11 protein-coding genes are annotated in these 12,744 nt (G+C 59.0%); 7 read left to right on the forward strand and 4 right to left on the reverse strand.

The annotated features are described in order from the left end of the window. Positions 1-9: 9 nt before the first annotated feature. On the forward strand, positions 10-3,153 hold the full coding sequence (locus AACP59_RS07305) for a rhamnan synthesis F family protein (RefSeq protein ID WP_339350542.1): 3,144 nt from the start codon (positions 10-12) through the stop codon (positions 3,151-3,153). A gap of 17 nt (positions 3,154-3,170) precedes the next feature. Here the strand turns inward: AACP59_RS07305 and AACP59_RS07310 are convergent, their stop codons facing one another. Genes AACP59_RS07310 through AACP59_RS07320 form a run of 3 tightly spaced genes read right to left on the reverse strand, consistent with a single transcriptional unit; the run spans position 3,171 to position 6,158 of the window. Beyond that, positions 3,171-4,076, reverse strand: a complete 906-nt coding sequence (locus AACP59_RS07310; RefSeq protein ID WP_339350543.1) for a LicD family protein — start codon at positions 4,074-4,076, stop codon at positions 3,171-3,173. After that, a complete protein-coding gene (locus tag AACP59_RS07315; protein ID WP_339350544.1) occupies positions 4,066-5,316 on the reverse strand; it encodes an ABC transporter ATP-binding protein in 1,251 nt (416 codons plus the stop codon). The genes AACP59_RS07310 and AACP59_RS07315 overlap by 11 nt, the downstream gene beginning before the upstream one ends. 2 nt (positions 5,317-5,318) lie before the next feature. Beyond that, positions 5,319-6,158 (reverse strand): ABC transporter permease, encoded by an 840-nt coding sequence (locus AACP59_RS07320; protein WP_297317155.1) that lies wholly within the window; start codon positions 6,156-6,158, stop codon positions 5,319-5,321. A 187-nt stretch (positions 6,159-6,345) separates the two neighbouring features. On the opposite strand from AACP59_RS07320, the gene AACP59_RS07325 reads away from it, so the two are divergent. Further along, entirely contained in the window at positions 6,346-8,631 is a 2,286-nt protein-coding gene (locus tag AACP59_RS07325) for a DUF7657 domain-containing protein (protein WP_339350546.1), read from the forward strand. Beyond that, the gene (locus AACP59_RS07330; protein ID WP_339350548.1) at positions 8,618-9,514 is read left to right on the forward strand and encodes a glycosyltransferase family 2 protein; all 897 of its coding nucleotides are present in this window, start codon (positions 8,618-8,620) and stop codon (positions 9,512-9,514) included. The genes AACP59_RS07325 and AACP59_RS07330 overlap by 14 nt, the downstream gene beginning before the upstream one ends. 18 nt (positions 9,515-9,532) lie before the next feature. Here AACP59_RS07330 and AACP59_RS07335 read toward each other — a convergent pair whose 3' ends face one another. Continuing rightward, the gene (locus tag AACP59_RS07335) at positions 9,533-10,570 is read right to left on the reverse strand and encodes a glycosyltransferase family 2 protein (protein WP_297317157.1); all 1,038 of its coding nucleotides are present in this window, start codon (positions 10,568-10,570) and stop codon (positions 9,533-9,535) included. 176 nt (positions 10,571-10,746) lie between these two features. On the opposite strand from AACP59_RS07335, the gene rpsF reads away from it, so the two are divergent. The 4 genes from rpsF to rplI all read left to right on the forward strand — a co-directional run bounded on the left by rpsF (position 10,747) and on the right by rplI (position 12,537). Then, entirely contained in the window at positions 10,747-11,043 is a 297-nt protein-coding gene (gene rpsF / locus AACP59_RS07340; RefSeq protein ID WP_297317023.1) for a 30S ribosomal protein S6, read from the forward strand. A gap of 110 nt (positions 11,044-11,153) precedes the next feature. Further along, entirely contained in the window at positions 11,154-11,774 is a 621-nt protein-coding gene (locus tag AACP59_RS07345; protein WP_297317024.1) for a single-stranded DNA-binding protein, read from the forward strand. A gap of 47 nt (positions 11,775-11,821) precedes the next feature. Next, on the forward strand, positions 11,822-12,070 hold the full coding sequence (rpsR, locus tag AACP59_RS07350) for a 30S ribosomal protein S18 (protein WP_297317025.1): 249 nt from the start codon (positions 11,822-11,824) through the stop codon (positions 12,068-12,070). 14 nt (positions 12,071-12,084) lie between these two features. Then, positions 12,085-12,537, forward strand: coding sequence for a 50S ribosomal protein L9 (gene rplI, locus AACP59_RS07355; RefSeq protein WP_297317026.1), 453 nt, complete (start codon positions 12,085-12,087; stop codon positions 12,535-12,537). The last annotated feature ends 207 nt before the right edge of the window (positions 12,538-12,744 follow it).

A 12,744-nucleotide genomic window follows, 5' to 3' on the forward strand; every position in this document is an offset into this window, starting at 1 on the left:
ATGGAGACCATGCCCAAGTTTTCAGTGGTGATTGCCGCCTGCAATGTCGAACCCTATATTGGTCAGTGCCTGAGAAGCCTGCAGGCCCAGACCTTCGCGGATTTCCAGGCCATAGTAATCAATGATGCCAGCACGGATGGCACCAGGGACGTCATTGAGGGAATCATATCCGACGACTCGCGGTTCGTTCTCGTCGACAAGACGGAACGGGAAGGGTCGCACCTGGCCAGGAAAACCGGAACGGGCTTGGCCGAGGGGGCCTGGACGCTCTTCCTTGATGGTGATGACGAGCTGAAGGAAGACGCCCTGTCCGTCCTTGAGGCCCATCTTTCCTCCCTGCCTGAGAATCAGCAGCCTGACATGCTTCGCTTCGCCCGGTCCGTCCTGCCCGAGAACCCCGAGTTGGTCGAGGAGGCCAAGACCGTTGAGGCCAGCTTCAACGTGCGCACGGATGGCCTGCTCAGGGGTGGGGAGATACTCAAGTCCGTATTCTCGGATGGCGACGGCCACCAGCGGGGTTCCTGGTCGATTATCTCCATGGCCGTCAAGACGGATGTGCTCCAGAAGGCCTTCGGCGCGACGACGCAAGCGAATCTGGGCAGGATCGAAGACGCCTACGAATTCTTCATCCTGGCCGATACCGCCGAAACCTACGCCTACTTTGATTCGGCTCCCCTATATCTGTATCACTGGGGAAGGGGCGTCACCGGTACCGAAAAAATCACACTTGACTGTTTCGAGCACAACCTCAAGGGGATTGCGGCCACGCTCCATGAGATGGAACAGTACTGCCAGCGTTCCGATTCTCAGGACGTGCAGGATTGCTGGACCTGGCTCTGCCGCAACTTCCCCAGGCACATATCCACCGATATGGTCCTGAGGGTCAGCGTCAAGGATGAGCATGATGCTGCGATTGCCTTCGCCAGGACCTGGGGTAGCCAGGTTGCCTGTGGTGAGTTGGCGCGTCTGATCGGCGACAGGGCCAGGCAGGTGCTGAAGGACGGCAAGGCCATCGGCGTCAAGGATGAGTTGTGGAGATTGCTCGGCTTCTATCAGGAGATCGAGGAGGGTCTTACCTGGTCCAGCCTCAATGATGCCCTCTACGGGGAGTACTATGCCGAGATGATTCACGAGGCATCCGACCTGGTGGATCAGGTGCGCAGCACAGCCGGGGTTTCCCCAGCGCTGACCAAGGCCGCTGTCAAGCGGTTGGCCATCTTCTGCTTCTACGATCCCAAGGGCCACGCGTCCTCCTACATCGAAACCCTGTTGACCGATCTGATGCGTAACGTCACGGATCTGATTGTCGTCGCCAACGGGAGCATGGACCAACCCTCACGCGAGCTCTTCCAACGGTTCACCGACAGGATCATCGTTCGGGAGAACATCGGTCTGGATGCCGCCGCATACAAGGAGGTCATGCTGGGCCTGGGCTGGGATGTCCTGACTCAATATGATGAGGTCATCTGCATGAACGACACGGTTCTGGGGCCTGTCTATCCTTTCGCCGAGATGTTCGCCGAGATGGATGCCCGTGATGTGGACTTTTGGGGGATTACCGCCTACCACAGCGAAACCGTCAACAACGAGTTCATCCCCACCCACCTTCAGGCTTACTGGCATGTCTACCGGAAGTCCTTCATCCAGACCCGCGACTTTCAGGAGTACTGGGAGAACCTGCCGGTGTGGCGCACATACGCCGATGTGACCCATAAGCACGAGATTCCCTTCACCGCCCACTTCGTCGATCTGGGGTATTCCTGGTCGGCCTATGTGGACGAGGAGAAGTATAGGGCTGTTTCCTCTTACCCCCTCCTGTATTCTCCCGTGAATCTGGTCAGGGACGACCGGTGCCCGATCTTCAAGAAGCGTTCCTTCTTCGTGGATTATGACACCATTTTCGACCAGACCGCAGGGCAGCCCGCCATGGATCTGTATGACTACCTGCGCGACCATACCACCTACCCGACCGATCAGATCTGGGATGCCATCCTCCCCAATTACAACATTGAGGACATTCGCAAGGCCCTTCATCTGACTTACATCCTGGCCAACGAGTCGAATGGCGCCGTAACCGATTCGGTCATGAAATCGGCCTTCATCTACCATATCTACTTTCTGGATCTGCTTGATGAGACCTACCGGTACATCAGCAGGATTCCTGAAGAGACCGACATCTACGTCACCACGACCAGCGACAAGATCGACAAGGTCGACCAGTATCTCAAGTCCCGTGGCTTCAGGCGGCCGGTGCATTTCATTCCCGTCCAGAACCGCGGTCGGGATGTTTCCGCCCTCCTTGTGGGAGCCAAGTCGGTCATCCTGGACGGGGGGTATGAGGTCGTGGGTTTCGCTCACGACAAGAAGTCCAGCCAGAACCAGGAAACCGGACATCATGGCACCGAAACCCAGGGGTTTGCCTATAAACTCATGGAGAACACCCTGGGTAGCACCCCCTTCATCCGTCGTGTGCTGAACCTCTTTGAACAGAATCCTCGGTTGGGTATGCTCTCGCCCCTGCCGCCGTATCATGCCCTCTATTTTGCGCATACCCTGCCCGCCGATTGGGGGCCCAACTTCCTGAACACCAAGAACCTGCTTGAGCAGCGACTGCACCTGAGTGCCCCCATGGATGAGTCCAAGGCCACCATGTCGGCCATCGGGTCCTGCTACTGGTTCCGGGTGGCTGCCCTGAAGCCGCTGTTCGCGGCCAACTGGCAGTATGAGGACTTCCTTGCCGAGGGTGAGATGGGTGTGGACGGGTCCATATCGCACGCCATCGAACGCGTCAATGGCTACGTGGCTCAATCCCAGGGGTACTACCCCGCCTGGGTGCTGAATGACCGATACGCCAGGTTGGAGGTCGACTCCCTCCTCTACACGACCAATTCCCTGATCCGGGCTATGGGGCCGGCTCGCAACGGCGAGACCCTGCTGGCCAACTGTGATTCACTCAGGCGGAGCATCAAGCCGTCCCGTCGATACTCTCGGGCTTTGAGAAGGAAGGTGCATCGGGGGCTCCGGATTGTGGCCAAGTACACCGTCAGACCCCTGCCTGAGCCGGTCCAGTCGGTCATCTACCGGACGGCATGGTTTCCGCTGATAACCTACCGTCGTCTACGTGACGGTCTGCGCAGGAGGCTTCGGGGCTGACTTATTGGCGGCCCCGGTCAGGGGCGTTGCTGATAGTAGGAACAGGGCTTGTCCAAATCCACCAGGGCGTTGGCGATATGGTGTGAATCGGCCTCGGCCTCATACCTGACCTGGGTCTGCGCATTGGGAACAAAGCCGTACTGGCTGGTCAGGATGTTATCATACCCGATGGGGAGCCGGATGGTGGTGTCCTCGAAGGGCACGGCGGTATAGGAATCCCAGCTTGATTTCAGCGTCTTCCAGAAGTTCCTGCTGCGGTACATGCCGTACCGGGGGAAGGTGACATAGGTCGAATCATCGAAATCGTGCGATTGACGCATGGTCGCCAGCCGGGATGCGTACTGCTTGGCGTAATACTTCAGCGGGTGCATCTGGATCCAGGCATAGGCCAGGGCACGACGGATGCGATTGGGGTACAGCCAGGCTATGGTGTCGGGGTAGAGATAGGTCTTGCCGAACTTCCGTACGAGGTCGTAGCAGTAGAGCTTTTCGACCGTCTTGTACCAGGATCGGCGCTGCTCCAGGGCATCCGGGGCGCCGTCGATCGGTTCTATGTCGATGAAGACCCCGGTATAGCACTCGGGGAAGCGCAGGAGGATGTTCGAAACATAGGTTGTGCGCTTGTCGTGGAGCTTGATGAAATGGTAATCGGCGTGGTCGCTCTCCAGTCCATCCATGATTCCCAACCAGGAGGGCAGGATGGCGGGCGCCTCACGCTTGAATCGCTCGTAATCCGGCCGGGGCATGTTGATGTCCAGATCGTCGTCCCAGGGGATGAATCCCTGGTAAAGCAACGCACCGACTGTGGTGCCGCCCGAGGAGTAGTATCGCAGACCCAGGCTGTCGCAGGCCTTGACGAACTCCTTGTATACGTTCAGAGCAAGGTCTTGTATGCGCTTGATCTCTTCAATGTCAGATTCCATGGGGTCCATCGTGCTTCATGTCGACTGCCGCATATTTCAGCAGGGCGTAATCGGTGCCCTTGGCATCCTCGCGGATGGAGAAGGAGCAGGAATTCTCCTCGTTGGTGAAGGCCACCATGTTGGTGTGGTCCTCATCGGCCGGGTCCTTGACGCGGAGTGAGGCCGTTATCTGGTAGTTCCCGTTGTTGAACATATGCAGGGGGAGGCTGAAGTGCATTTTCTGTCGCCCCTGGCCTCCCACGCCCATCTTCATGGTACCTGAATCGTAGGGGATCCCGCCCCGCCTCGCGTCGAGCATGGACAGGGCCATGAAGAAGGGCTCCTGCTTGGTGAATTCGTACTCCACGTCGAACTCGAATGATTCCTGGCTGGTCAAGACGACCTTGGATTGTGGTACGCACCTGAGCAGGGGAACCGTGTCGTTGAGACCCTTGGGGTGTCCGTTGGTGCCGATCTTCCCCTGCTTGCCGGACTTGCTGTTCAGGCTTTCCAGATTCTCCTGGGTGTAGAGGTTGGCGGCCTCGTCCTTGTCCCCGTTGACGATGATGCGACCGTCACGGATCAGAATCGCCTTGTTGCAGTATTTCTTGACCGACTCCATCGAATGGGTAACCAGGATGACGGTCTTGCTGCGGTCCTTCTTGATTTCATTGAAGAAGTTGTTGCACTTGGTCTGGAAGGCTTCATCGCCGACCGCCAGAACCTCGTCCAGGACCAGGATGTCGCCCTGGGCCTTGATGGCGACCGAAAAGGCCAGCCGGACCTGCATGCCGCTGGAGTAGTTCTTCAACTTTTGGTCCATGAAGTCTTCAAGCTCGGCGAATTCGACGATGTCGTCATACATGGCCTCGACTTCCTTTTCGGAGAAGCCCAGGAGGGCACCATTGAGGAAGACGTTCTCCCGTCCGGTGAGTTCGGGATTGAACCCGACGCCCAACTCGATGAAGGGAACCAGCTTGCCGTGTACCTGGATGCTGCCCGAATTGGGTGTGTAGATGCCGGAGATGAGCTTGAGCAGGGTGGACTTCCCGCTCCCGTTTCTGCCGACGATGCCCAGGAAGTCGCCCTTGTGCACCGTGAAGCTGATGTCCTTGAGGACTTCCTGGTCGCGGTAGCCCTTGATGCCACGGGTCCAGTTGATAACGGCCTGCTTCAGACCGCTGGCCTGCTCGGTCGGAAGTCTGAAGGACTTGCTGACATGATCTACACGAAGGGCGATATCGGAATCTTGATGAGTCATGGTTAGAGAATCTCTGCAAACTTGTAGTTGTACCGACGGAAGAGCGAGAAGCCGATGCCGAAGATGACCACGGTGATCAGAATCGGGATGATCTGGATATACCAGCTGTTGACCATGGTCCAGACGGTGGGCACGTTCTCCGGGGAGATCAGGTTATGACGCACGTCCATGATGGACTGGGCGGCGGGGTTCATCAGCATCAGCTTGGCGATGGTCTTGCCGTGTTCCGGGCTCATCTGCTCGATCATGGTGATGGGGTAGATGATGGGCACCGCATAGAAGAGGGCCTGCAGGACCACCTCCCAGATATGTTGCATATCCCGGAACCATACGTATAGGGTGGCCAGGATCATGGATACGCCAAGCGCCAGCACATAGAGTTCCCCGATGTTCAGGAATACGAAGACGATGCGCCAGGTGAAGTGTGCGTGGGAAAAGAGACCGAAGATGATGACGACGACCATGTTGATGGCCAGGCTGATCAGGGAACCCACGGTTGCCGCCACGACGGTGATGTACTTGGGGAAGTTGATCTTGCGGAGGATATCTCCCTTGGTGACAACCGACTGCATACCCATGGTGGTCGCCTCCGAGAAGAAGTTCCAGAGGCTGATGCCGCACAGCAGGACGATGGGGTAGGTGGGGGTTCCATCGCTGAACTTCAGGAAGCGCACAAAGACCACGTACATGACGGCAAAGAGCATGAGCGGCTTCAGGACCGACCATGCGACACCCAGCCAGGACCCCTCGTATCGCAGCTTGAAGTCCGTCTTTACCAGTTCTTTGAGCAGGATCCAGGAATACCGGTACCTGCTCACCAGTCGTTCTTTTATTTGCTCCACAAAGAGACCAGTGTATCAGCGGTACAGGTTCTGTGGACCGTACGAGAACCCTTGCACAAGACCCCCATCGAAACACATCCCGGTTCAAGGTCCTTGATAGATTGGGAGCTCATCTTGTGTTGGTAATGGAATTCAATTCAAAGGCGGACCGCAAGGGTCTGTCATGAGTTGCGGCGGGAGTACTGTGATGACCGAGATCCGAATGGGCAGGCGGTTCGACAGGCTGTTCCTCGCGGTGGGGCTGGTTGCCTCGTCGCTGGTGGCCGCCCTTTACCTGGAGATGTTCCATGAGGTGGTCAGGACCGAACATACCTCGGTGGGGACAGGTCTCTTCTACAACCAAATCACTTCACGTGTGGTGTTCAGGGTCCTTATCCTCTTCCTGCTGTGCCTTCTGGTGCTTGGTCTGCTCCTCTTTCCAGGCAGGCGTCTGCTGAGGCTGGCCCATCGGTACAGGTGGCCCCTGGCCATCGCGCTGATCGCCCTTCTGACGGTATGCAGGATAAGCGGTTCCTCAGTGGCCTACATGGCCAACTATGTGGGCGGCGAGACCTTCCGTGGCACCCTCTTCGGCATTCCCCGAGCCATCCGGAGTGATGAGTGGAATGTGTTCACCCCCCTCGCTTTTTCCCAGGCCTACAGCGGTTATGCCGCCACCTCGCCCCTCCCGAGGGCCATGCCTACGAATGTGACCATGGTCTACGCCCAGCCGGCATGGGCCTTGGCTACGATTTTCCGGCCCTTCCTCTGGGGTTTCATCGTGCTGGGCAGCGAGATGGGTCTGGCCTTCTTCTGGAGCGCCCGTCTGGTCCTGCTCCTTCTGGTCTCCTATGAATTCGGGCGCTGGTTCACCCATGATGACCGCTGGCTCTCGGCCGCCTACGGCCTGCTCATGGGATTCGCCCCCATCGTTCAGTGGTGGTTCGCCGTCAATGGCATGGCCGACCTCTTCATTTTCGGACAGGGTGCCGTTCTTCTCTTCGCCAGGTACCTGACGACACCCTCCACCCCGATGCGGTGGTTGGTGGGCTTCCTGGCCGCATACTGCCTGGGGGGATTCATCATGGTTCTCTACCCGGCCTCGCAGGTTCCACTTGTCTACGCCTTTGGCGCTATCTGCCTGTGGACACTCATCCACTACTGTCTTGGACAGCGTGCTGCCAAAATCACCGGTAGTGCCGACGGCAGGTCTTTCGTCGCTCAGGCAGCGCCTCTGGTCACCGCCTGCATCGTGGTTGTCGTTTGCGTGCTTGGGGCCCTTTATCAGGCGCGCGATGCCATTCGTTCAGAGAGCTCCACGGTCTATCCGGGCAATCGCCTGAGTACGGGAGGAGGCATCCTTCCTGCCCTGATGGGGTATGGCGCCAGCATATTCTCCCCCCTGGAGGCCCAGAACGTACATCCGAACGCCCCGGAGCAGGCCCTCTTCTTCAGCCTCTTCCCGGTCGGATTGCTTTTGGGCATATACGCGGTCTGGAAGACCAGGGACGGCCTGTTGGCCGCTCTTCTTGCAGCTGATGCCTTCATCTATATCTATGGAATATGTGGCCTGCCCGAGTGGCTCTGCCGCTTGACCCTGATGAGCAGGGCGACCACGGGCAGGATGAAGCTGGCTGTCGGCATGATTGAACTGATTCTCATCTTCCGGTCAGTCACGGAATTGAGATTGGCCAGAGCCAGACGCCAGAGGGAAACCGTGGTGGCTGAGGCGGGGATGAACGCCCCTGCCGAGCACGGGTCGCCGAAGAGGACGTCACTGCTCAGCAGGCCGGTTCCCGCCATGCTCGCCTGCCTGGCCGGCTCCCTCCTGATCGCAATGGGTGCCGGGTTCTCATCCACCTACCATCTCCGGATGCTCTATCTGGTCATGCTCGTCCTGGTCGTCTTCTTCATGTTGGCCGGTCTCTGGGGAGTCGTGTTCGGCCGCGCCTACGCCAGGCAGGTTCTGGTCTCCTCCCTGGTGGTCGTCGTTCTGGCCGGCGGGTGCGTGAACCCCGTCCAGCAGGGCGCCCGAACCCTGGCCAGCAGCCCGGTCATATCGATGGTGCAGAGCAAGACCATCCATCAGGACTCCGGGGAGGGCGGTAAGGTGGCCGTCCTGGCCGATGATTCCGTGATGGGCCAGGCGCTTATCGCCAATGGCGTTCCGGCTCTCAATTCCCTCAACGCCTTCCCCGCACTGGACCGCTGGCACAAAATCGATCCCAACGCCCGAAAGGAACACATCTACAACAGGTATGCCTACGTTGATGCAGAGGTGACCGGGAAGAAGACTTCCACCTTCTGGTATATCGGCGCGGATCACTTCGGCGTCCGTCTGGCCGTCGATGACCTTCCCAAGGTGGGCGTCACCCACATCCTCACCAAGAAGAATCTGGATACACTGGGTTCAGCCAAGGTTCATTTGGAGAAGATGGGCAAAACCGATGAGTGGAACCTCTACAAGGTTGAACAGGCCAATGGGGTGGACTGAGCAGAAGATGGCCGCAGAAGGGGAAGTGGATGCCTCGACCATGTCGGTGGCGGCGGGGATGGTGACCTACAACCCTGATCTTTCAGACTTGGAGACCAACATTCCGTCCATCCTGGATCAGTGCGGCCACCTGGTGATTGTGGACAATGGTTCGGAACGAATCGAAGCGATGGAAGCCTTGTGTGCACGGTATTCCAACCTTGTCCTGATCAGGAACGGGAGGAACCTGGGAATAGCCGCTGCCTTGAACCAGGTCTTTGCCTGGGCCGGGAACCGGGGCTTCCGGTGGGTACTGACCCTGGATGACGATTCTTGTCCGCCCGGTACGATGCTGCAGGAATATCGCGAGTATCTCGCCCACACCACCGGTAAGCGGGTGGGCATCGTGTGTCCTCTTCTGGAAAATCGCCGGGATGGGACGGTCTTTCACAGTAAACGTTCAGAGGATGAGTGCATCACTTCGGGAAGCCTGACCAGTGTTGAGGCTTGGCGGTCATTGGGTGGCTTTGACGAGTGGCTCTTCATCGACGGAGTCGATTTCGACTTCTCCAGGCGCCTGGTCTCCGCAGGGTATTCGATTGAGGAATGTCGGTCCGTGCTCATGCCCCACCAGATAGGTCAGAGTCGCACCATCCACATCCTGGGGAGAAATCCAATCATCTGGAACCACTCGGCCTTCCGCCAGTTTTATATCCAGCGCAATGCCATCTATATCGACTACAAGCTCGGGACCTATTCCCTGGCCTCGTCTCTGCGGAGGTTCCTCAAAGACCTGGTCTTCGTTCTGATCTGGGAAGATGACAAGCGGGCCAAGGTGTCATCCATGGTTCGCGGGTGGAGGGCCGGGATGGCCAAGATTCGCAGGATGAAGCACCCCTCCTGAGGGTGGGTGGAACAGCGGTCAGGCCATGTTCTTGACGCGTTTGTCGTAGACGGCCTTCTCCAGGGTTCTGATTCCTCGCAGGAGCTGGCAGCGAAGTCGTTGAGCGGGGCTGAGTCCCCGCAGGGCCTCTGCTGTTCTTTCCCTGTCCTGGTTCAGTCTCTCCACTGCCACCTGATCCCCTGATTCGGCGATGGCCCACTGTTCGTACCGCAGGTTTCCCATGAGGGTGTAGTAACTGCGTGCCGGTGTCACTCCCGCCCTGCGGCAGATGGCCATGTTTTCCAGGGCGGCCTGGACATGATCGCTGTAGAAGCCGGCATTTTGCCGCCGATGGGTGACGGAATCCGGCCGTTGCAGCCAGTTGTACAGGTTCACATCGATATCGGCAACCCTGTCCATGCGGCTGTAGAGCTGCCCCGCCACGGCGGTGTCCTGGGCAAACCGTCCCTCGGGGAAGCGGATACCCTCCCAGACCCGGGCGCGATACAGCCGGCACCAGTTGGCTTCATTCAGGTATCGTGCCTCCTCATGTCTGCCGACCAGGTCGCCCAGTATTCTCAGACTCCTGCAAAACACATTCTGGTAGGCGGCCAGTGGGTTGCAGAAGACCGTGACCGATGTGGGGTCGGGAGCCCCTGCCCCCGCACTCTGCCTTATCTGATCCATGCGGGACGGACCGAACTGCTGCCATCGCGCCTTGCTCATATCGGCATCCGTGCTCCTCAGGGCGTGGAGGAGGAGCTCGAGATTGCGGCGGTCCAGAATGTCATCATTGTCGACGAAGGCTATGTATTCGCCCCGAGCCAGGTCCAGGCCGGTGTTCTGTGCCCGGGCTATGCCCCCGTTGGGCTGATGCACCACCCTGACCCTTGGGTCCCTGGCAGCATACTCGTCACAGATTGCGGGCGAGGAGTCCTTCGACCCGTCGTCGATCAGGATTGCCTCCAGATTCCCATTGGACTGGGCCAGTACCGAGTCGAGGCAGGCGGGCAGGTAGTCCTCGGCCATGTAGACCGGAATGATTACCGAAACCAGGGCATTCGGTTCATGAATCATGGTGTCTATTCTACGGAGAAACCCTGATGAGGGCGATTGTACCGGTCCCGCCGATGGTGTAGATTGATGAGTTGTCTGTCCGGTACATGCCCATGCGCGTGGGTGCATTACGGACCAGGTGCTACACCCTCCTGTCACGGAAAGTCCGTGACCGTTAGGTCCAAAGGAGGTGGGTGATGTCTGCGCACAAGTACGAAATGATGTTCATCGCTGATCCGAGTCTGGATGAGCGATCCCTGAAGAAGCTGACTGATCAGTATCTCGAGGTGGTCACCAAGGAAGGCGGGTCCGTCGACAATATCGACGTTTGGGGCCGTCGCAAACTGGCCTACGAGATCGACAAGAACAACGAGGGCAACTACGTGGTCGTCGAGTACAGCTGCGAGCCGGCCGTCAGCTCCGAGCTCGACCGTGTCCTCAACCTGAACGAATCCATCATTCGCACAAAGATCCTTCGTAAGGATGCCAAGTAAAGACAGCCATCGGGCGTTGACGGTTCCTGCGGGGCAACCGTCCGTCACGGGCACGGGAACTGCGCGATGGGAGACCATCCAGGATTCCCGGCAAGAGGAAAGGTCGTGATATGGCAGGAGATACAATCGTCACCGTGGTGGGCAACCTCACTGCGGACCCGGAGGTGCGCACCACCTCCAACGGCGGTACGGTGGCCAACATCACCATCGCCTCGACGCCCAGGCAGTTCAACAGGAACTCGGGACAGTGGGAGGATGGCGAGGCGCTCTTCATGCGTTGCTCGGCATGGGACTCCAACTTCAACCCCATGGCCTCCAACATCCAGGCCAGTCTGACCAAGGGCATGCGGGTCATCGCCCAGGGGCGGCTGGTCCAGCGTTCCTACCAGGACCGTGAGGGCAACAACCGCACGGTTGTGGAGATGCGTCTGGATGAGATTGGCCCGGCCCTGTCGAGGAACACCGCACAGGTGACCAGGAATGCCAACACCGGAGCCCCCAACGGGGGCGGCCGCGGTGGGTTCGCGGGTGCCGGCAATGGCGGTTACCAGGGCGGTTCCTCATATCAGGGTGGAGCCGGTGCGGCAGGTGCCGCTCCCATGGCCCAGCCCCAGCAGGCGCCCCAGGCCCCTGCCCGGGATCCTTGGTCATCCACCGGTTCCGGCGATTCCTTCGGATCCTTCGGGTCCTCGGGGGAGTTCGGCGGCGCTGGGGACGAGCCCGAGTTCTGATACCGATAGCCCAAGGCAAGATTTCATCAGTGTAATAAGGAGAATATATGTCACGCAAGAGGCCGCAACCACCGGTCAAGCCCTTCAAGAAGAAGCCGAATCCGCTCAGGGCCGCCAAGATTCACACCATCGATTACAAGGACGTCGCCCTGCTGCGCAAGTTCATTTCGGACCGCGGCAAGATTCGTTCCCGTCGCATCACCGGCGTCACCGTCCAGGAACAGCGCGAGATTTCCACGGCCATCAAGAACGCCCGTGAAATGGCCCTGCTGCCCTACGCCACCACCGGTCGCTGAGGGAGGATACTGACATGGCAAAGGAAACCAAGGTTATTCTCACCGACACCGTGACCGACCTGGGCCACAAGGGCGACGTTGTCGCCGTCAAGCCCGGATACGCCCGCAACTTCCTGATTCCCCAGGGCCTGGCCTTCGCCTGGTCCAAGGGTGCAGCGGCCCAGATCGAGGCCATGCAGCGGGCCCGCCGCGCCAAGTCGCTGGCCACCCGTGAGGATGCGGTCGCAGCCAAGAACGCCATCGAGGGCCAGAGCGTTGAGATCAGCGCCCGCGTCTCCGAGTCCGGCAAGCTCTTCGGCGGTATCTCCAACGAGGCCATCGCCCAGGCCCTCCGGCCCATGGCCGATGTGGACCCCCGGACCATCTCCGTTGAGTCCATCAAGGCCACCGGCGAGTTCCCGGCAACCGTGGCCCTCCATCCGGAAATCACCGCCAGCTTCACCGTCAAGGTGGTTGCCGGCGAGTGAGCCCATCCCGTGATGAGTCCCGGATGAGCATGAAGATGCCCGGACCCAAGGCCGGTACCACCGGCTCCGGCATCAGGGCTTGAGCAGTATGAAAGGGGTCCCAGACACCTGGTAGGTGCCTGGGACCCCTTTGTTTTCCCGCTCCTTACCCTTGCCTGGGTTTTCTGGACCCTGTCTGGGCTATCTGAACCATTAACCCGGCTTTCT

This window comes from Bifidobacterium indicum (assembly GCF_036987015.1).
In the GTDB taxonomy this organism is placed as follows: domain Bacteria; phylum Actinomycetota; class Actinomycetes; order Actinomycetales; family Bifidobacteriaceae; genus Bombiscardovia; species Bombiscardovia indica.